The 20,012-nt window shown below is 64.4% G+C and carries 20 protein-coding genes; 10 read left to right on the top strand and 10 right to left on the bottom strand.

The window, feature by feature from the left end; all coding sequences use genetic code 11:
- Nucleotides 1-8: 8 nt before the first annotated feature.
- Together CCC_RS03200 and CCC_RS03195 are read left to right on the top strand one after the other, a co-directional pair.
- Nucleotides 9-1,241 (top strand): nucleoside recognition domain-containing protein, encoded by a 1,233-nt coding sequence (locus CCC_RS03200; protein WP_041039770.1) that lies wholly within the window; start codon nt 9-11, stop codon nt 1,239-1,241.
- The gene (locus CCC_RS03195) at nt 1,241-1,849 is read left to right on the top strand and encodes a YjbE family putative metal transport protein (RefSeq protein ID WP_041039768.1); all 609 of its coding nucleotides are present in this window, start codon (nt 1,241-1,243) and stop codon (nt 1,847-1,849) included. The genes CCC_RS03200 and CCC_RS03195 overlap by 1 nt, the downstream gene beginning before the upstream one ends.
- A gap of 4 nt (nt 1,850-1,853) precedes the next feature.
- Here the strand turns inward: CCC_RS03195 and CCC_RS03190 are convergent, their stop codons facing one another.
- From CCC_RS03190 to CCC_RS03170, 5 genes are all read right to left on the bottom strand, one after another.
- Nucleotides 1,854-2,459 carry an NUDIX domain-containing protein gene (locus CCC_RS03190; protein ID WP_009869293.1) on the bottom strand — a complete coding sequence of 202 codons (606 nt, stop codon included), beginning with the start codon at nt 2,457-2,459 and terminating at the stop codon, nt 1,854-1,856.
- Nucleotides 2,460-2,464: 5 nt separating this feature from the next.
- Nucleotides 2,465-2,944, bottom strand: coding sequence for a DUF4149 domain-containing protein (locus tag CCC_RS03185; protein ID WP_041040017.1), 480 nt, complete (start codon nt 2,942-2,944; stop codon nt 2,465-2,467).
- A gap of 10 nt (nt 2,945-2,954) precedes the next feature.
- Entirely contained in the window at nt 2,955-3,599 is a 645-nt protein-coding gene (gene parA, locus CCC_RS03180) for a ParA family partition ATPase (protein WP_009869295.1), read from the bottom strand.
- A gap of 143 nt (nt 3,600-3,742) precedes the next feature.
- Nucleotides 3,743-5,374: a hypothetical protein gene (locus CCC_RS03175; RefSeq protein WP_009869296.1), complete on the bottom strand. Its 1,632-nt coding sequence runs from the start codon at nt 5,372-5,374 to the stop codon at nt 3,743-3,745.
- Complete coding sequence (locus CCC_RS03170) at nt 5,371-6,063, bottom strand: class I SAM-dependent methyltransferase (RefSeq protein WP_009869297.1); 693 nt, start codon at nt 6,061-6,063, stop codon at nt 5,371-5,373. The genes CCC_RS03175 and CCC_RS03170 overlap by 4 nt, the downstream gene beginning before the upstream one ends.
- A gap of 105 nt (nt 6,064-6,168) precedes the next feature.
- Here CCC_RS03170 and CCC_RS03165 point away from each other — a divergent pair, with 105 nt between their 5' ends.
- The 4 genes from CCC_RS03165 to sseA are packed head-to-tail and all read left to right on the top strand — an operon-like array spanning nt 6,169 to nt 10,793.
- Nucleotides 6,169-6,660: a (2Fe-2S)-binding protein gene (locus CCC_RS03165; protein WP_009869298.1), complete on the top strand. Its 492-nt coding sequence runs from the start codon at nt 6,169-6,171 to the stop codon at nt 6,658-6,660.
- The gene (locus CCC_RS03160; RefSeq protein WP_041039766.1) at nt 6,657-8,831 is read left to right on the top strand and encodes a xanthine dehydrogenase family protein molybdopterin-binding subunit; all 2,175 of its coding nucleotides are present in this window, start codon (nt 6,657-6,659) and stop codon (nt 8,829-8,831) included. The genes CCC_RS03165 and CCC_RS03160 overlap by 4 nt, the downstream gene beginning before the upstream one ends.
- A 58-nt stretch (nt 8,832-8,889) precedes the next feature.
- Nucleotides 8,890-9,894 (top strand): cysteine synthase A, encoded by a 1,005-nt coding sequence (locus tag CCC_RS03155; protein ID WP_041039764.1) that lies wholly within the window; start codon nt 8,890-8,892, stop codon nt 9,892-9,894.
- Between the two features lie 44 nt (nt 9,895-9,938).
- Complete coding sequence (gene sseA / locus CCC_RS03150; protein WP_041039761.1) at nt 9,939-10,793, top strand: 3-mercaptopyruvate sulfurtransferase; 855 nt, start codon at nt 9,939-9,941, stop codon at nt 10,791-10,793.
- A 58-nt stretch (nt 10,794-10,851) separates the two neighbouring features.
- Here sseA and CCC_RS03145 read toward each other — a convergent pair whose 3' ends face one another.
- Nucleotides 10,852-12,555, bottom strand: coding sequence for a diguanylate cyclase domain-containing protein (locus tag CCC_RS03145; RefSeq protein ID WP_009867104.1), 1,704 nt, complete (start codon nt 12,553-12,555; stop codon nt 10,852-10,854).
- A 343-nt stretch (nt 12,556-12,898) separates the two neighbouring features.
- Entirely contained in the window at nt 12,899-13,300 is a 402-nt protein-coding gene (locus CCC_RS03140) for a hypothetical protein (protein WP_009867105.1), read from the bottom strand.
- Nucleotides 13,301-13,677: 377 nt separating this feature from the next.
- On the opposite strand from CCC_RS03140, the gene metC reads away from it, so the two are divergent.
- The 4 genes from metC to CCC_RS03120 all read left to right on the top strand — a co-directional run bounded on the left by metC (nt 13,678) and on the right by CCC_RS03120 (nt 17,457).
- Nucleotides 13,678-14,850, top strand: coding sequence for a cystathionine beta-lyase (gene metC / locus CCC_RS03135; RefSeq protein WP_009868530.1), 1,173 nt, complete (start codon nt 13,678-13,680; stop codon nt 14,848-14,850).
- On the top strand, nt 14,835-15,413 hold the full coding sequence (locus tag CCC_RS03130; RefSeq protein ID WP_009868531.1) for a DUF1007 family protein: 579 nt from the start codon (nt 14,835-14,837) through the stop codon (nt 15,411-15,413). The genes metC and CCC_RS03130 overlap by 16 nt, the downstream gene beginning before the upstream one ends.
- Nucleotides 15,414-15,529: 116 nt before the next feature.
- Entirely contained in the window at nt 15,530-16,462 is a 933-nt protein-coding gene (locus tag CCC_RS03125) for a nickel/cobalt transporter (RefSeq protein WP_041039759.1), read from the top strand.
- Nucleotides 16,463-16,743: 281 nt separating this feature from the next.
- Nucleotides 16,744-17,457: a DUF6901 family protein gene (locus CCC_RS03120; RefSeq protein ID WP_236686287.1), complete on the top strand. Its 714-nt coding sequence runs from the start codon at nt 16,744-16,746 to the stop codon at nt 17,455-17,457.
- Between the two features lies 1 nt (nt 17,458).
- Here CCC_RS03120 and CCC_RS03115 read toward each other — a convergent pair whose 3' ends face one another.
- Genes CCC_RS03115 through CCC_RS03105 form a run of 3 tightly spaced genes read right to left on the bottom strand, consistent with a single transcriptional unit; the run spans nt 17,459 to nt 19,922 of the window.
- Nucleotides 17,459-17,752 (bottom strand): DUF1905 domain-containing protein, encoded by a 294-nt coding sequence (locus tag CCC_RS03115; RefSeq protein ID WP_041040014.1) that lies wholly within the window; start codon nt 17,750-17,752, stop codon nt 17,459-17,461.
- A gap of 19 nt (nt 17,753-17,771) precedes the next feature.
- Nucleotides 17,772-18,770, bottom strand: coding sequence for a peptidoglycan -binding protein (locus CCC_RS03110; RefSeq protein WP_041039755.1), 999 nt, complete (start codon nt 18,768-18,770; stop codon nt 17,772-17,774).
- A 3-nt stretch (nt 18,771-18,773) separates the two neighbouring features.
- Entirely contained in the window at nt 18,774-19,922 is a 1,149-nt protein-coding gene (locus CCC_RS03105; protein ID WP_041040013.1) for a hypothetical protein, read from the bottom strand.
- Nucleotides 19,923-20,012 lie beyond the last annotated feature (90 nt).

Genomic DNA, 20,012 nt, shown 5'->3' with positions numbered 1-20,012 from the left:
AGTGCCTGTTGAACGCCGTATTCCTGATCCTGGTGCTAGTGTCGTTTCTGGTGGCCGCCTTCACCGAACTATCGGGAGGAGCGGGCGCCATGGAGGCGCTGTCGGCCGGACTGGTGGATGCGGTGGCGGGCGCCGTGCCCCTGGCCCTGGGACTTGTCGGCATCATGGCGCTGTTTCTCGGCCTGATGAAGGTGGCCGAGGCGGGCGGCCTTCTCGACGCCATGGCCCGTCTGCTGGAACCCCTGCTGCGACGCCTGTTTCCCGAGATTCCTCCCGGCCATCCGGCCATGGGCGCCATGGTGATGAATGTGGCGGCCAATCTGCTGGGCCTGGGCAATGCCGCCACGCCGTTCGGCATCCGCGCCATGGAGCATCTGGAGAGCCTTAACCGCGACAAGGGCACCGCCAGCAATGCCCAGGTGCTGTTCCTGGGCCTCAACACCGCCGGTCTGACCCTGCTGCCCACCAAGGTCATCGCGCTGCGCGCCGCCACCGGCTCGGCCGAGCCCGCCGCCATCGTCGCCCCCACCCTGGTCGCCGGTCTGGTGGCCGCCCTGGTGGGCGTGCTGGCGGCGCGCGGTCTGCAAGGGGTATGGCAACCCCGCCTGATCGAGGCGGAGCCGGATCATGCCGCTCCCGGCCCCTTGTGGCCCTGCCTTCTCGCCCTGGCTGGGCTGCTGGCGGCGTCCGCCGCTCTGCTGGTCTGGGGCAAGATTTTGGGGCCGTGGATTCTGCCCGGCCTGGTGGTGGGGCTGCTGCTGTTCGGCGCGGTGCGGGGCGTGCGCCTTTACGAAAGCTTTGTCGAAGGCGCCAGGGAAGGCTTTCAGGTGGCGGTGCGCATCATCCCCTATCTGGTGGCCATTCTGGCGGCCATCGGCATGGTGCGGGCCTCTGGCGCCATGGATCTCCTGATCCGCCCGTTGGGACGGCTGACCGAGGGCCTGGGCCTGCCCGCCGAGGCGCTGATGATGGCGGTCATGCGCACGCTTTCGGGTTCAGGCTCCTACGGCATGCTGGCCGTTAGCCTGAAGGACCCGGCCATCGGCCCGGATTCCTATCTGGGCGTGTTGCTATCGACCCTTTACGGCTCGACCGAAACCACCTTTTATGTGTTGGCCGTCTATTTCGGGGCGGTGCAGGTGCGCCGCATCCGCCATGCCCTGGCGGTGGGGCTGCTGGCCGATCTGGCCGCCCTGGTTACCGCAATCGTGGTCTGCCGCCTTCTGTTTGGAGGAGCCTGATGGATTTCGCGTCCGAACTGACCGCATTGGCCTCGGTGGTCGCCATCGACATCACCCTGGCGGGCGACAATGCCGTGGTGATCGGCATCGCCGCCGCAGGCCTGGCGCCCGAGCAGCGGCGCAAGGCCATTTTGTGGGGCATCACGGCGGCGGCCTGTCTGCGCATCCTGTTCTCGGTCTTCGCCGTCCAGCTTCTGGGCGTCATCGGCCTGCTGTTCGCCGGTGGATTGCTGCTGCTATGGGTGTCGTGGAAGCTGTGGCGCGAGTTGCGCGACGCATGCCATGACGACGAGGCAACCACCGAGGACGCCTCGCCCCAGCCCAAGAAATTCTCCGAGGCGGTCAAGCAGATCGTGCTGGCCGACGTCTCCATGTCCTTGGACAACGTGCTGGCGGTGGCGGGAGCGGCGCGCGAGCATGTGTGGATCATGGTGGCGGGGCTGGCTCTGTCCGTGGCGCTGACCGGAGCGGCGGCCGAAACGGTGGCGCGCGTCCTCAAGCGCTGGCACTGGATCGCCTATGTGGGCCTCGGCATCATCGTGATCGTGGCGCTGCGCATGATCTGGGACGGCGCCCAGCCGCTGCTGGTCCTGGCCGGTAATATCTAAAAACCTAGCCCAGCCATTTGGCGCGAAGCGCGTCCTTTTCCATGATCAGCCACTGAATGGCCAGAACCGCCATGGCGTTGTTGATGCGCCCGTCGCGGCACATGGCCAGAGCCTCGGCCGGATCGATGACGAACACCCGGATATCCTCGCCCTCGTGAACCAGGCCGTGGGTGCCGCCCATGGCCGAGGAATCCACGCGGGCGCAATAGAGTTTGCAGGTTTCCGACGACCCGCCCGCGGTCACCAGATAGTCGCCCACATGGACCATGTCGGAGGGCTCCGAACCCGCCTCCTCGCGGGTTTCGCGCCGAGCGACGTCGTCGGGATGCTCGCCCTCCTCGATCATGCCCGCCACGCATTCGATCAGCCAGGGATGCCAGCCCGCGGCATAGGCGCCGGGGCGGAACTGCTCGATCATGGCGATCTTGTCGCGGTCGGGATCATACAGCAGAACCACCACCGCATGACCGCGCTCGAACACTTCGCGCACCATTTCCTCGGTCCAGCCGCCAGCGAAGGTGCGGTGGCGCAGACGATAGCGGTCCACCTGGAAAAAGCCCTTGAAGACCGTCTCCTTGGAAAGGATCTCGACGTCCTTGTCCTTATCCATCTCTCTCAGGCTCCGAGCAGGGAGCCAGCGACGCCCACCACGATGCTGATCATGCCAAGGATCAGGTTGACGGTGACGATATGGCGGATGCGGATCTGATACTCCGCCGCCTTGGGATAGTCCTCGGCGGCGAAGGCCCGCTTGAAACCCTGCCAGGGGCCGAAGAACAGCTGAAAATAAAGGGCCATCATCACCAGCCCGATGAGCTGCATGATGTCCACATGGCTGGGTCCGCCGGTGAAGCCCGCCTTGAAGCCCAGCAGCAAGGTGGAATAGCCGGTGACCAAAAGGACCAGAATGCTGATCCACACCCAGAAGAAGAAACGGGGAAAAACCTCGCGCCACACGGCAAGGCGCTCGGGCGCCTGACGCTCGGCCAGGACGGGACGCAAGATCAGATGGGCGAAGAACATGCCGCCCACCCAGACCACCGCCGCCAGAGTGTGCAGCGCCATGGCAATGGCATAGGCGTGGTCGAAGAACATCTCCATAATCTTAGTCCAGCCCCAGGATGGCGGCGATTTCCGCGGCCAACGCATTGATTTCCTTGGTAGCGGTGTGGCGGGGATTGCTTTCCACCACGCCCTTGCCCTCCATCATGGAGGCGGCGAAGGCCACCCGGTTGCCCAGCACGGTCTGAGCCACGGGTACCTCTGAGTCCTTGATCTTCTTGCGCACCGCGTCCACCAGCTTGCCCCGAGACGGCGTGCGGTTGAACACCATCAGAGCGGGCGACTTTTCCTTGCGCGCCATGTCCAGCGTCGGCCCGGTGGCCCACAGATCCATGGGCGAGGGCTGCATGGGCACCAAGATCAGGTCGGCGGCGCGCACCGCGATGCGCACTTCGGTCTCGGCATGGGGCGGGGAATCGATCAGCACCACGTCGACATCGCGCTTCAGGCGGTCCAGTTCCGTGGACAGGCGCCAGCCGGAGGCCTGGACGAAGGTGATGCCGCCGCCCTCTTCCTCGACCAGGGCCTTGCGGATATCGTACCAGGCCGCCAGCGAGCCTTGCGGATCGATGTCGAGCAGGCCGACGCGCAAGCCGCCCTTGGCAAAGGCCACGGCCAGTTGCGCGGCGATGGTGGTTTTTCCGGCGCCACCCTTTTGCTGGGCGATGGTTACGGCCTTGGCCGCCATGATGTCCCCCTCGTCAGATTGCTGAGCAGAAGGCTATCCCTTTGGCCTCATTTTGCAAGAGGGGTTGATACAAGCTCGCCATGAGAGCGTCTCATGGAGAGCTTGTTAGGCCCAAGGGGCCGCGCGCCTTATGGCGTGGAAGCCTAGGGTTTCGGAGAAACCCGCCCGGCGCTTGAGGGGCTCATCGACTGATTTACCCCAACGGAATTCACCGCTCCGCCATCACAGCGGATTCCGAATGTGTAGATGGTCTCCTCCCCCACTTCGCAGACTTCATCGGGCTTGAACGTCCCCAGGGCCTTGCCCGCCCAGATGGGCAGGTTGTTGGCCTGATTGCCGCGAAACACCGTGCAGGGATAGGCGGCCACCACCTCAGCGACCACCATGGGCTTGTTCCATTGCATGAAGCCCGCATGCCACCACGAATGCTCATTGATGAACCAGGTGTAGTGATCCTTTGGCATGAACTCGGCCAGCTTGGGCGAATAGCGGCCCTGGGAGTTCATGTCGCCGCGCTGAAGCGCATAGGGAAGCGTCGAGGCGGAATCGAAGTCGATCTTGGCGCAGGCCTTGAACCGGCCCATGTCGAAGGCCTGCGCCTCATGGGTCCAGCGGGCCAGCTCGGCATATTGCTTCCACGACGCCTGGGCGCTGAGTACCACCAGGGCCAGCCCCAGCACGCTCCACGCCCTGAGATGGGAATGGGGCGCGAAGACCTTGGCCGACAGCACGAAAAGAATGGCGAGGCTGGGCCCGGTCAGCAGCAAGGCGGGCACCAGATAATGGGCGGCGGGCTGCTTGGCCACGGCCAGGATGGTGAAGACTTCGGCGGCCACCAGACCGGCCAGCAGCCCGGCCAGCCTGTCCGCCGCGATCAGGCCCCGGCGGCGCAGGCGCACATAACCGGCCAGAGCGAAAAGCGACAGCACCACACCGATGGTGAAGATGATCTTGGAGCCGAACAGGCCGATGATCGCCTTGGGGTACCGGCCCGGCTGCACCACGGCTACCTCGCCCTGGCCATAGGCCCCGCTATGAGTCAGCACTTTGACCCACCAGCCCAGGAAGATGTCGAGCGACGGCAAAGCGGGCGAGAAGAAGACGAAGAACCCCGCCACGGTGGCCAGCGGCAACACCAGGAACAGGCGGCGGCGGTCCAGAATGAACAACGGGATCAGGCCAAGGGCCACGAACTGGATCTTGCAGGCGATGCCGAAGCCGAGCGCCAGACCCAGCCACCCCACCTGCCGGTCGGTCAAGGTCTCGGTCCGCACGATGCGCAGCGCCGCGATCAGCACCCAGGCCACGGCGATGATCAAAAAGCCCTCCGGCTTGGGATGCAGGCCGAATTTGGGGATAATCATGGACAGGAACGGCGCGCCCTGAGCCAGCATAGCGGGCGCCAGCCGCCCGGTGGTCGTCAGGAAGGCGCGGCCCAAAGCCACCAGGGACAGGCCGATCAGTGGATACATCACCCAGGTGACGACCCTCAGATGATGCTCAGGCTCGCGCAGGACCGCATCGACAATGGCCCCGGTGGGCTCGCCCAGATGCATCAGCCGGTAGACGACGGCGATGAACACATGAACCGGCGTGCCGGGATGGCCCATATCGGTGGGCGCCAAGCCTTCCACCAGCAGCAGGCCGTTGGTCAGGTAATAGTAATCGGGGTCCAGGTTGAACACCTGCCAGAACGGCTGGGACGCCGCGCCCATGGCGAACAGCAGGGCGGTGAACAGGGCCGGAAGAATGAGAAGGATAAGGTTACGCTTCACGGCTTCACCTGCAGGACGGCATAGAGATTGGCCGCCCAGATCTCAGGCGGATTGAGCAGGGCCCAGGACAAGAATCTGCCCACCAGGGCGTCGGTGATACGCCGCCGCGCCGAACCCTGACGCTGGCCATAGAGCAAGGGCGGAGCAAAGCCGGCGGCATCGGCCAACTGGCGCACCGAGATGGGCGCGAAGGCGGTGCGGTGGGTGAGATCGCCATACTGGTAGGGAAGGCCCCAGGGCGATCCGGCATTGGGCACCTTGATCACCACACGCCCACCCTCGGCCAGACGCCCGCGCAGGGATTGCAGCAGACGCAGCGCGTCCGAGGCCTCGAAATGCTCCAGCACGTCCAGCAAGACGATGCGGTCGAAACGCCCCAGGGATTCGTCAGAGGCGACCTCCCACACGTCGCGGCAGACGAAATCGTGGCGCGCCGTATCGGGAATGACCGAGGCCAGGGCCGAATCGTGATCGATGCCCAACAGCCGCGTCACCCCCTTCTTGCGCAGATAGCCGAGAAAGGCGCCGGTGCCGCAGCCGATCTCGAGAAAGGAATGGGACGGACTGCACTGGGCGGGCTCCCATATCTCGGCGTCGAAGCGCGCCATCTGCTTATGCCCCAATTGCGGCGTGGCATAGCCCTTATGGCTGGCATAGGTGCCGTAGAATCCCGGCGCGCGCTGGTTCAAACCGGCCTCCCCTGTTGATGCTTTGGGTGTAGCGGATCAAGGCGGCCTTGGGCAAGCGGGCGATTTCCCCTTATACTGCCCAACCCATAACGCGCGAGGCCCCCAATGCCCGGAAAACCCGCGTCCCCCCGGAAACTCTCCCTCACCGTCAACGGCACCCTGCGCCAGGCGCTTCCCGCCGATGGCGACATGCCCCTGATCTTCTGGCTGCGCGACGATCTGGGCCTTGCCGGGACCCATCTGGGCTGCGGCAAGGGCGAATGCGGGGCCTGTACAGTGCTGGTGGACGGCCAGCCCGTCCGCTCCTGCCAGACCACTTTGGCCGAGGCGGCGGGAAAGGAGATCACCACCATCGAGGGCCTGGGCAGCCCCGAAGCCCCCCATCCGGTGCAGGCGGCCTTCGTGGCGGAACAGGCGGCCCAATGCGGCTTTTGCACGCCCGGCATGGTGGTGGAAAGCGCCGCCCTGCTGGCCCGCAACGCCCAGCCCGACCGGGACGAGGTCAAGACGGCGCTGGACGGCCATCTGTGCCGCTGCGGCAGCCATCACCGGGTCCTGCGCGCCGTGATGAGCCTGGGCGGGAGGGACAAGTCATGAGCCTTCACCTTTCCCGTCGCGCTCTTCTGGGCTCCATGGCGGCGCTTTCCGTGGCCTTCGCCTTGCCCCGCGCGGCCCGATCCGCCCCCCGGACCAATGATCCCGCCGAGGTGGACGGCTTCATCGCCATCGGCGCCGATGGCCGGGTCACCATCTATTGCGGCAAGGTGGATCTGGGCCAGGGCCTGCGCATCGCCATCCGCCAGATGGCCGCCGAGGAACTGGGCATCGCCGCCGAATCCATCACGCTGATCGAGGGCGATACCGCCCTTACCCCCGATCAAGGCCCTACAGCCGGTTCTACCGGTGTCGCCAAGGGTGGGATGCAGATCCGTCAGGCCGCCGCCACGGCGCGCCAGGCCCTGATCAGTCTCGCCGCGCCCCGGTTGGAGCTTGCCCCCGAGGAACTGGACCTGCTTGACGGCGCGGTGGTGTCCAAGACCGGCGGGCGCTCCATCGCCCTGGGCGACCTGATTGGCGAAAGCGGATTTTCCCTGAAGCTGGACCCCAAGGCCCCCTTGCGCCGCCCGGCCGAATACCGGGTGGTGGGCAAGCCGCTGCCACGTCCCGACATTCCGGCCAAGGTTTGCGGCACCCATGTCTATGTCCATGACTTCAAGCTGCCGGGCATGCTGCATGGCCGCGTCATCCGCCCGCCCAGCGTCGGCGCTCATCTTCTTCGGGTGGACGAATCCTCCATCCGCGCCGTCAAGTCCGCCCGCGTGATCCGCATCAAGAATTTCCTGGCGGTGGTGGCGGGCCGGGAATGGGATGCGGTCCGCGCCGCCCGCCTGTTGAAGGCCGAATGGTCGGAGTCCACCAATCTTATCGGTCATCAGACAGTGCGCGACTGGCTGAAGATCCCGCCCTTCGTGTCCGAAGAGGTGCTGAAGACCAGGGGCGACGCCAGTGCCCGCCTGTCCGGTGCGCCACCCGCCGTGGAATATTACTGGCCGGTGCAGTCCCACGGCTCGCTGGGGCCAAGCTGCGCCGTGGCCCAGGTCAAGGATGGCGCCGCCACCATCTGGACCGCGTCCCAGGCCACCCACAAATTCCGCCCCGCTTTCGCCGCCCTGTTGGGCCTGCCCGCCGACAAGGTGCGGCTGATCTATCTGGACGGTTCAGGCTGCTATGGCATGAACGGCCATGACGACGCGGCGGCCGACGCCGCCTTGCTGGCCAAGGTCCTGGGCAAGCCGGTGCGCGTCGCCTGGAGCCGCGACGACGAACTGGGCTGGGACCCCAAGGGACCGCCGCAATTGCTGTCCATCCGGGGCGCCATGGCGTCGTCGGGCCTGCTGACCGGCTGGAGCACCGAGATGTGGGTGCCCAAGGCCACCGCCAATCTGGTCAATGTGCCGCTCCTGGCCCCCGAGGCGGCAGGGATCGATCAGCCCCAGGGCCTGATCACCGGCCTGATTTCCCAGAACGGCGACCCGCCCTATGCCGTCGCCGATCTGGAGGTCAAGGTCCACTGGCAGGCCGAATCCCCCCTTCGCCCCAGCAATATCCGCGCGCCCGGCAAGATCGCCAATGTCTTCGCCGTGGAAAGCTATTTCGATGAATTATGCGCGGGCCAGAATCTGGACCCGCTGGTCACCCGCCTGATCGGCCTGCGGGATTTCCGGGGCATCGCCGTTCTGACCAAGGCGGCCTCCATGATGGCCTGGGCGCCGCGCCCCAGCCCCAATCCCAAAGGTGACGGCACCGGGCGCGGCATCGCCTATGTGCATTACAAGCACTCGGAAACCTATGTGGCCATGGCCATGGAGGTCGCGGTCGAGCGCGAGACCGGGCGCATCGTCGTCAAACGGGTGACCTGCGCCCATGATTGCGGGCAGGTGATCAACCCGGACGCTCTGAAAATGCAGATCGAAGGCTGTATCCTTCAAACCCTGTCGCGCACCTTGCTCGAGGAAGTGACCTTCGATAGCGAGCGCGTCACCTCGACCGACCAGTCGACCTACCCCATCTTGGGCTTCGGCGCCGTGCCCGACCTCACCATCGAGCTTCTGGACCGCCCCGATCAGCCCCCCATGGGCGGCGGCGAGGCGGCCTGCACCCCGGTCCCCGCCGCCTTGGCCAATGCGGTGTTCGATGCGGTGGGAGTGCGGCTGCGGACGGTTCCCTTCACGCCAGAGCGGGTCAAGGAGGCTTTACAAGCCTTGTAGTCCCCGATCCGACTAGCTACATTATTCAAATGGTAATTAGACGGAAACTACACCAACCATGACGGACATTCGCGACGGCTTCCTCGACTCCATCGGCAACACCCCCCTGATTCGCCTGAAGCGGGCGTCGGAGGAAACCGGCTGTACCATCCTGGGCAAGGCCGAGTTCCTCAATCCCGGCGGATCGGTCAAGGACCGCGCCGCCCTGGCCATCATCCAGGATGCGGAGAAGAAGGGCCTGTTGAAACCCGGCGGCGTGATCGTCGAGGGCACGGCGGGCAATACCGGCATCGGTCTGGCCCTGGTGGCCAATGCGCTCGGCTACAAGACCGTCATCGTCATGCCCGAGACCCAGAGCCAGGAAAAGAAGGATATGCTGCGCCTGGTCGGCGCCGATCTGCGCCTGGTGCCTGCCGTTCCTTACGCCAATCCCGGCAATTACGTGCGCTATTCCGAGACCCTGGCCAACGAGCTGGCCAAGACCGAACCCAATGGCGTGCTGTGGGCCAACCAGTTCGACAACACCGCCAACCGCATGGGCCATTTCAACACCACCGGCCAGGAGATCTGGCGCCAGACCGACGGCACGGTGGACGCTTTCACCTGCGCGGTGGGCACGGGCGGCACCTTGGCCGGGACCGGCATGGCGCTGAAGGAGCACAACAAGAATATCAAGGTGGTTCTGGCCGATCCCCTGGGCTCGGCCCTCTACAATTACTATGCCCATGGCGAGCTGAAGGCCGAGGGCACCTCCATCACCGAAGGCATCGGCCAGGGCCGCATCACCAAGAACCTGGAGGACGCCCCCATCGACGATCAGGTCCAGGTCACCGACCACGAGGCCCTGCCGCTGATTTTCGATCTGGTGAAGCAGGAAGGATTGGTGTTGGGAGGATCGAGTGGAATCAATGTGATGGCCGCCATCAAGGTGGCGCGCATATTAGGACCCGGACACACAGTGGTGACAGTGCTCTGCGATTATGGTACCCGCTATCAAAGCAAGCTGTTCAATCCGGCCTTCCTGAAGGAACGCGATCTGCCGGTGCCTCATTGGCTGGAGTGAACGGCGACCCAACAAAAGCAAACCCGCAAGGGGGGACATAGAGCATGAATCATCCCAATTCGGACGCCCTCGTCAGCACCGAGTGGCTGGCTTCCCACCTCAGCGCGCCCGATGTGCGCGTCGTGGATGCCAGCTGGTATACTCCGGGCCAGAACCGCAATGCGCGGGAGGAATACGACGCCGAACATATCCCCGGCGCCGTTTTCTTCGACATCGACGAGATCGCCGATACGGACTCCACCCTGCCGCACATGCTGCCCCCGGCGGAGAAGTTCTCCAGCAAGGTGCGCAAGCTGGGCCTGGGCAACGGCAACAAGGTCGTGGTCTATGATGGATCGGGCTTTACCAGCGCCGCCGCACGGGTCTGGTGGATGTTCCGCACCTTCGGCCACCGCGACGTCTCGGTGCTGGACGGCGGCTTCCCCAAGTGGCTGCGCGAAGGCCTTCCCGTCGAGGACCTGCCCCCGGTGCCCCGCACGCGGCATTTCATCAGCCACTATAACCACCTGCTGGTCCGCGATCTGGACCACATGAAGGCCAATCTGGAGAGCAAGCGCGAATTGGTGATCGACGCCCGCGCCCCCGCCCGCTTCAAGGGCGAGGCGGCCGAGCCCCGCCCCACCAAGCATCAGGGCCACATTCCCGGTTCCATCAACGTGCCCTTCGCCGATCTGATCGACGACCGCACCCGCTGTATGCTGCCCACCGACCAGCTCAAGGCCCGTTTCGACGCCGCTGGCATCGATAGCAAGCAGCCGGTGGCCATCTCCTGCGGTTCGGGCGTCACCGCCTGTACCGTGGCCCTGGCCCTGCATCTGGTGGGCCACGAGAATGTGGCGATCTACGACGGTTCCTGGGCCGAATGGGGCAATCGGGACGACACGCCCATCGAGAAGTAAGCCCTTCGCGGCGACGATGCGAACCATGCCCCCGCCCTCACCGGCGGGGGTTTTTCGTTCAGGAAACCGTGGCCTCGGAGGAGTTGCCCGCCAGGCTGACACCGTTGCGGCCCTTCTGTTTGCGGCGGTACATGGCGCCGTCCGCGGCCGAGGTCAGTTGCTCGGGCGAGGTACCGTGATGGGGATAAAGGGCGATTCCGATGCTGGCCCCGATACGGGCCTGCACACCGCCGACCGCGAAGGGCTCCGACAGGCGCGAAACGATCTTCTCGGCGATATGCTGCGCATCCGCCTCGCGGTGCAGTTTGGGAATCACCACGGCAAACTCGTCACCGCCCATCCTGGCCACCAGATCGTCGGACCGCACCACCTGCTGCAAACGCTTGGCCACCGCAGCCAGAACGCTATCGCCCGCCGCATGGCCCAGGCTGTCGTTGATCTCCTTGAAGCCGTCCAGATCGATGAACAGGAGACCGAGATCGTCATCGTTCTCGCGGGCCTGGGACAGGGCCACAGCCAAGGCGGTCTCGAAATAAGGTCGGTTGGCCAAGCCGGTCAGGGCATCGTGCTCCGCCTGCCAGCGCATGCGGGTTTCGCTGCGCTTGCGCTCGGCGATATTGCTGAAGGTCGCCACATAGCCGTGGGTCTCGCCGCCGCGGTCGCGGATGGCGGTGATGGACAGCCATTCGGGATAAACCTCCCCGCTCTTGGCCCGGTTCCAGATTTCGCCGCTCCAGTTCCCCTCCGAAGTCAATCGCGCCCACATGCCCCCATAAAACGATTCGTCATGGCGTCCCGAGGACAGGATGGACGGCGATCGGCCGATCACCTCGTCGGGACCAAAGCCCGTGATCCGCGAGAAAGCCGGATTGACCAGTTTGATGTGATTGCGGGCATCGGTGACCATCACCGCGTCGGTGATCAGATTGAAGACAGTCGCCGCCTCGCGCAAAACCGCGTCGTGCGCCTCGCTGAATTGCTTCTTCTCCGTCAGATGCCGTTTGAAACTGCCCATGGCCCGCATCAGGTCGCCCAGTTCGTCGCCGCGCGCGTATTCGGGCACCATTACATCCTCGCCCGCCGCAAGCCGCGTCATGCAGCGGGTGATCTGGCCCAGCGGACGGGTGATGCCCAGCGCCACCAGCCCCACCACCAAGGCGCTGGCCAGACCGGCCAACAGGGCGAACAAGCCGAAGCGCCGGGCCACGTCCTCATAGGCGGCGTCGATATCGTCCACATAGACGCCAGAGCCGACCGTCCACTCCCAAGGCGCAAACCCCTCCACATAGGAAATCTTCAGATGGGGGACATCGTCGTTCATACGCGGCCAACGGTAACTGAGCGTACCATTGCCGCTGCCCGCGCTGATTCGGAGGAATTCACGGAAAAGGGGCCGCCCGTCCGCGTCGATGATGTCGTCCACATTCCGGCCGATCATGGCCGCGATGGGGTGAGACAATACGACGGGGCGCGAGTCATTGACCCAGACATACTGATCCGGACCATAGCGCAACGTGTCCACGGCCTGCAGAGCCATCTTCTGCGCCGCCTCGCGCGTCACGCGTCCATCTTGTTCCATGGTATGGAACCGGGCGATCTGGGCCAGGGCGCCCTGGACCATGATCCGGCTCTGGCTTTGCCGTTCGGCCAGCAGGCGGCCCTTGATCTCGTGCAAGGCGTAAACCGAAACCCCCGCCAGCGCCGCCAGCAAGATGACGACGATCAGGGAGAGACGGACACCGATGCGCAAATCGAAAAACATACAGATGCCCCGGAAATGCATCTCCTTGAATGGTTGCAACAATACACATCGATTTCATAAATGGCAGTGTTTTTACATCAAACACGCCTAGACAAACGGCATCATATTAGAAAAGCGTGCTATGTCTCAAGTAGGCAACACCAATCGCATTGTATTGATTTATATCATGTTTTTATCAACCACACGGCGTTCGCAGGCCACGGGCTATCATCAACCCTGGGTTTTGCCGATTGAAATAGGCGATAACTTATAGGCGATATAATCCATCCAGTCATAATATTATGACCGGCGTTAAAATCATGGGATGAGTCTGGTCCGTCAACGACAGTAGTGGTCAGACCAGCTACATTGACAACTTGCTCAAAGCGGATTGGGTGGCCACGGCCTTCTCCCGCGCCTTGACGCCGTCAGATTCGGCGGCTCCCTCCCTGGCCATCTTCAGCGCTGCCTGCAGGGCCGGGATTTTGTCCATGGGGGCGTCCTGAATGGCTCCAAAGCCCTGATCCTTGCAGGGATTGGCCTGGGCGGCATCGAACCCTTCACCCGCCGGCCCCACCAGACAATTGACCACATGCTGGAGATGGCCCCGCACCATCTTGTCATCGGCGGCGGCGGCGGCCATGCCGGCATGGGCGGCGGCCGTGGCGACTTGCTGCCGGGCATCGCCAGCCATGACGGGAGATACGCCGACCAACACCATCACGGCGGCGATGAACGCTGCCGACAGAACATGAATCCGGATCATTTCAAGTCTCCCACGAAGAGGAGCGGCCCCAACCGACTATAACTTAGGTCATGTCACCACCCCATTCAACCAGCCTATACCATGGCATAGACCCATCGGGGATGGCCGCGACAATTGCCTGCCGATCACGTATTGATGCCGAGAAGAAACACGTCCATATTTGAAGAGTAGGAAGAAGAGGAGAGGTTCCATGCGTAACCGTAAGGCCCGTGCCCGCGTTGCCGCCCAGGACAATTCCGGCTTCATCCTCGCCGCCGCCGCCGCCCTTGTGGTGCTTGCCGCCGCCGCCATCTTCTCGTTCTGACGCGCAAAAGTCCTTGGCGTAACGGCCCTGGCCGGGGCACCATGCCCGGCCTGAAACTGCTGTCCAGGGCGCCATGAAGAAATCCACCCGCATCCTCCATGCCGGTCGCAAGCCGGAACAGTTCCACGGCGCGGTCAATCCGCCGGTCTACCATGCCTCGACCATTCTCCACCCATCGGTGGAGGCCATGGAGAAAAGCGGCCGAAATCCGTTCGAGGGCGTGCGCTACGGCCGCTTTGGCACGCCGACCACCTTCGCCCTGGAAGAGGCGGTGGCCGAGTTGGAAGGCGGGCACCGCACCGTCGCCACCTCGTCGGGACTGGCCGCCATCACCGGCGCGCTGCTGGCCTTCCTCAAGGCGGGCGACCATCTGCTGATGGTCGATACCGCCTATTTCCCCACGCGGAAGTTCTGCGACACGGTCCTCAGCGGTCTGGGCATCGAGATTACCTATTATGACCCGCTGGCAGGCGCCGGAATCAAGGCGCTGATGCGGCCCAACACCAAGGTGGTGTTCACCGAAAGCCCCGGCTCGCTGACCTTCGAGGTCCAGGACATCCCGGCCATCGCCGAGGCCGCCCACGCGGCTGGCGCCATCGTCATGATGGACAACACCTGGGGCGTGCTGCATTTCCAGCCCTTCACCAAGGGCGTGGACGTCTCCATTCAGGCCGCCACCAAGTATATCGTCGGCCATGCCGACGCCATGTTGGGCACCATCACCGCCGCCACGCCGGAACTGTGGCTCAAGGTCAAGACCTCCCTGGCCGCCTTCGGCGCCTCGCCGGGGACGGAGGAGATGTATCTGGGCCTGCGCGGCCTGCGCACCCTGGCCGTCCGCCTGCGCCAGCATGCCGAGACGGCGCTGCGCCTGACCCAATGGCTGGAGACCCGGCCCGAGGTTGAGAGCATTCTGTATCCGCCGCTGGCCTCCGATCCCGGCCATGCCCTGTGGAAGCGGGACTTCACAGGCGGCTGCGGCCTGTTCGGGGTGATCCTCAAACCCGCGTCCAAGGCGGCGGTGGATGCCATGCTGGACGGCTATTCCCATTTCAAGCTGGGCTTTTCCTGGGGTGGCTTCGAGAGCCTGGTGATCCCTACTTCGGGCCATTCCATCATCCGCACCGCTACCTCCTGGGCGCCCAAAGGGCCCTCGCTCCGGTTCCATGCGGGTCTCGAGGATGCCGACGACCTGATGGAGGATCTGGAGCGCGGCTTCGGGCGGCTGGCATGCGCCGGTTCCTGACCGCCCTTTTCCTGATCCTGCCCATCCCGGCCCTGGCCCATCCCCATGTGCTGGTGGATGTCCATGCGCTGGTGGAGTTCAAGGACGGCAAGATCGTCAGCCTGTTCATGGGCTGGAAGTTCGATCCCGTCTTCAGCGCTTCGCTGCTCAACGATTTCGACAAGAACAAGAACCATCGCCTGGATCCCGACGAGATGAAGGATCTGGAGCGCGAAGCCTTCCGCGACACCAAGGAGCAGGCTCATTTCACCTACGCCCGTATAGGGGCGGAGCCTGTCGTTTGGAAGGACGCCACCGACTTCAAGGTGATCGCCGTCAAGGACACGCTGATGTACGCTTTCCGCCTGCCCCTGCCCCGTCCGGTGGACCCGCGCAAGGAAGCGTTCAGCTTCACCACCTATGAAGAGACCTTCTATATCGACATGGACTTTCCCACCGGCAACGCCGTCACCCTCAATGGCGAGGGCTCGGCCGGGTGCAAGGCGAGTATCGCGCCCGATACCGGCAACACCATCTTCGGGGGCGCGGTGACGCCCAAACGGGCCACCATCACATGCGAGTAGGGCCTATGCGAGTGACCCTCATGAATTCGTCACCCAGGACGAGCATCGCGAGATCCGGGGGCCAGGAGGGCCAAAATCCGGGGGGAGCGGCTCCTGGATCCTGGCTCAAGGCCGGGATGACGGCATTGTGGCTGATGCTGCCCGGATCGGCCTGGGCCGCCCTGGTTCCAGGCGGAGGAAGCCCCACCCCCGGCACCGATCTGCCCGAGCCGTTGCGCAGCATCGCCGCCTGGGGCTTCGCCCTGCAAAGGCAGCTGACCGGGCAGTTGCGCGAACAATTGGCGGTGATGAAAGAGACCGGCTCGTGGGAGCCCGCCGCCGCCATCATCCTGGCCGCCTTCCTCTATGGCGTGTTTCATGCCGTGGGGCCGGGCCATGGCAAGGTGGTGATCGGCGGATGGTTCGCCACGCGCCGCGCCCGCATCACCCACGGTCTGGCCGCCAGTCTGATCGCAGCCATGGTCCAGGCGGGCTCGGCCATCGCCGCGGTTGGGCTGCTGGCTGGCCTCCTCAGTCTGGCACCGCGCGACATCACCGCGGGCGCCGCCTGGCTGGAACTGGGCTCATTCGCCATGATTGCCGTCATCGGCGCGCTGATGACCTGGAGGACGCTGACCGGCAGGGGCTGCGGCCACGATCACGGACACCACCATCATGAGGGCGAGTGCTGCGGCCATCACGACCACCATGATCATCATCACGCCCATGAAAAGACCGAACGCAACGCCCTGTTCACCATGGCCGCCGCCGTGGGTTTCCGCCCCTGCTCGGGCGCCATCCTGGTGCTGCTGTTCTGCTTCGCCAATGGCATGATCCTGATCGGCGTTCTGGCCACCTTGGCCATGGGGATCGGCGTGGCGGTGACGGTGGCGGGTATCGGCCTCGGGGCCCTGGGCCTCAACCGGCTGGTGGAAAAGGGAATGGGCAATTCCAGTCTGGCCGGACGCCTGCGCACCGGCATGGCCTTGGCGGGCTCGCTCTCCATCACGATCCTGGGTTTGGTGATGCTGATCGGCGCACTTGTCAACGGTCCGACACCAACCGGCTAGAATTTCCAGATTTCGTCAAAATCGACATAAATCATTCACGGAACCGCCGCCCGCAAATAAGAGCAGCCTTATATTTATTGAATTTCAATGCGCTATTATTATTGATTCTTTTTCCTTATATCTTTTGATCCGTCAATCGGATACCTTTGCCTTGGAGATATCCCATTGGGACTAAGGGGGGCGCCTGATTGTTTAGCGCCCGATCCCCAGCCTAGAATCACCTCCATCGCACCAGGGTTCACTTGCGATTGGAGACGGCCATGGCCCCCTTGGATTGCACGATGGATCAAGCATCGAAGCAGAACCTGAAGAAGATCGCCTACCGCTTCTTCTCCGGGGCTCAGGCGCCCCTGGCCATCGACCTGCATTTCGACCGCAAGACCTTCCGGCTCGATATTCCGCCCGAAGCGCCCAAGCCCGAATGGGCCAAGCTCAGCCATCGCCAATGCCCCAACTGCACCCTGTCCGATGATTGCGCCTATTGCCCGGCCGCGCTCGGCATCGCCATGTTCCTGCCCCACTTCAAGGATTCCGTCTCCCATGCCAAGGCGGTGGTCGAGGTGGATACGGACAACCGCACCATCGTCGCCAAGACCACCATGCAATCGGGCCTGGGCTCGCTGATCGGTCTGGTCTGCGCCACGTCGGGCTGCCCCTTGACCCGTTTCTTGCGGCCCATGGCCCGCTTCCACCTGCCCTTCGCCGACGAGCAGGAGACCCTGTTCCGGTCGTTCTCGTCCTGGCTGCTCTCGGCCATCGTGCAGCAGCGCATGACCGGGGCGGAAACGCCGGTCACCTTGGACGGGCTGAAAGAGCATTATCAGAATCTATCGGTGATGAATTCCCATCTGGCCGAGCGCATGCGCAACTCGGTCAGCCGCGACGCCCTGCTCAACGCGGTGATCATCCTGGATCTCTTCGCCCAGATCGCGCCTGACAATATCGACGGCGGCTTCGAAGACATCATGGACGCCTTCACGGTGGAAGAGGATTGAGCTAGGCCTCGAAGAAAATGGACAGGCGGCAGGTCTGCCCGGCGGCCAGTTTCTCCCGCTTGCGAATCTCGGCCTTCACCGGAAGCACGAAGCTTGCGCTTTGCTTATCGGGAAAGACCGACGTCCTCCATCGGCTGGCGCCGATGCACGCCTCCACCCGGACCGAGCCCCACCCCGCACCGCGCCGCGGACAGAAGAACCGGATTTCCTCGGCGATTTCGCGGGGAAGTGTGATGAAGTGCCAAGCCGCATCACCGGGATAGAGCCACAATTGGGCCTCGAACTCGAAGGTCATCTCGCCCACGACGCCCCCCCTACCGCTGATCGAACCTGATCTCGATGCGGCGGTTCTTGGCGTAGGCGGCCTCATTGTCGGCCGGGTCCACCGGCTGGAACTCGCCGAAGCCCGCCGCCGCCAGCCGGTCCTTTGGCACCCCGTTGGCGGCCAGGGTGCGCAGCACGGTAATGGCGCGCGCCGTGGAAAGCTCCCAGTTCGAGGGATAGCGGCCTGAAACCATGGGCCGCCGGTCGGTATGGCCGTCGATGCGCAGCACCCAGTTGACGCCCTTGGGCATGGTCTTGGCGATATCCTTGAGCGTGGCGGCCAGACGGCCCACCTGCTCGACGCCCTCCGGCCCCAGATCGGCCGAGCCGGTGGCGAACAGCAATTCCGACTGAAATATGAAGCGGTCGCCCTCGATTCGGATGCCGGGATGGTCGCCCAGCACCTTGCGCAGGCGACCGAAGAATTCAGAACGGTATTTCTGAAGCTCCTCCACCTTGCCCGCCAGGGCGACGTTGAGGCGCTTGCCCAGATCGGCGATCTGGGCCTTCTGTTCCTTATCGCGGGCCTCGGAGGCGTCCAGAGCGGCGGTGACGCGGGCCAATTCCTCGCGCATGGCCGCAATCTGCTGGTTAAGCAGAGCGAGTTGCGCGCGGCCCTCGTCGGAAATCTTCTTCTCGGCGGCCAGTTCCGCCTCTTTCTCATCCTTCAAGGCCAGCAGCGCCGCCATGTCCTGATGTACGCCCGCCGCCCAGGCCTCCATCTTTTCCTTTTCCGCCCGGCTGCTCATCAGTTCGGCTTCCAGGGCGGCATTGGCCTTGGTCTGAAGATTGAGCTTCTCGGCCAGCGCCGCCATCTCGCGGCCCAGATCGTCCAGGGCCTTTTGGCGGCCCGACAGGGCCTGGCCCAGAAAGAACTGGGCCAGCACGAAGATCATCAGCAGGAAAACCACCACCATGATCAGGGTAGCCAGGGCATCGACGAAGCCGGGCCAGATATCGATGGAACGGCGGGCGCGGCGCAGGGCCATGGATCAGCGCTCCAGTGGTTCCTCGGCGATGGCGGCGATGGTGCGCGCCAGCAGCCGGATTTCCGAGCGCAGTTCCGTCGTCAGTTGGTCGCGGCTGGCCACCGTCTCGTCCACCAGACGCTTCATGGTGCCGTCCAGGCTGCGCAGATGGTTGCGGCTGGCGTCGTCCATGCCGCCGCCGGTGCCGCCTTCCACCATGCGGGCCATCAAGGCGCGGGTTTCAAGCTGCCCCTCGCCCAGTTTGAGCAGCAAGGATTGCTCCACCTTCATGTGGTCGGTGAGCGTCGACAGCTTCTCGGTCAACTGGGTCAGCGAGGCATTGACGCTGCCCCGGTTATCCTCGCCCCTGGCAATGACCCGCTGGAGATTGTCCAGGCTGTCGGCGGTCTGTTCCAGCAGGGCCTGGATATAGGCGGGCACCGATTGTCCCGCGCCGCCATCCTCGGCCGAGGTCAGCGGCCCGCCGGTGCCCAGCCGGGTCTGCCCGGCCAGCCATTCCTCAAGCTCGTTGTAAAAGGCGTTCTGCGCCTGGCCCGCATTGAGGTCGAGAAAGCCCAGCGCCAGCGAACCGGCCAGACCGAACAGCGAGGTGGAAAAGGCGGTGCCCATTCCGGCCAGGGGCTTTGCCATGCCAGCCTTGAGGCCTTCGAAGGCGGCGGCCGGATCGGCGCCCCCCATGGCCAGGGAGGCGATCACCTCACCCACCGAGCCCACGGTCTGGGACAGGCCCCAGAAGGTGCCCAACAGGCCCAGGAAGATCATCAGGCCCACCACATAGCGCGACAGGTCGCGCTGTTCCTCCAACCGGGCCGCGATGGAATCCAGCACCGAGCGCAGCGCCATGGCCGACAGGCTGACCCGTCCCTGGCGCTCGCCCAGCATGCCCGCCATGGGGGCCAGCAGGCGCAAGCGCCCGGACAGGGTCGGCTGGCCCTTGCGCCAGTTGTCCAGCCACTCCACTTCGGGGGTCAGCAGCATCACCTGGCGGAAATTGAGCACGATCCCGGCCACGAAGACGCCCAGCAGCAATCCGTTGAGAGCCGGATTGTGGGAAAAGGCCGCCACCAGCCCCTCATTCAGCAGCGCCGCCAGGGCAGCCACCAGCACCAGGAAGGCGGCCATGCGCAAGAGATAGCGGGTGGGACGGATCATGGGCGGCACTCGATCACACTGCGGGCGGCGAAACGCGCGCACCATTTATCCTGGCGCGCGATCATGTCCGAAATAGGGCGAGCGCCCCAA

It is taken from the genome of Paramagnetospirillum magnetotacticum MS-1 (assembly GCF_000829825.1).
GTDB lineage: Bacteria > Pseudomonadota > Alphaproteobacteria > Rhodospirillales > Magnetospirillaceae > Phaeospirillum > Phaeospirillum magnetotacticum.
Note: the sequence above shows the minus strand (reverse complement) of the source record. Positions and strands in the feature narration are given on the sequence as shown.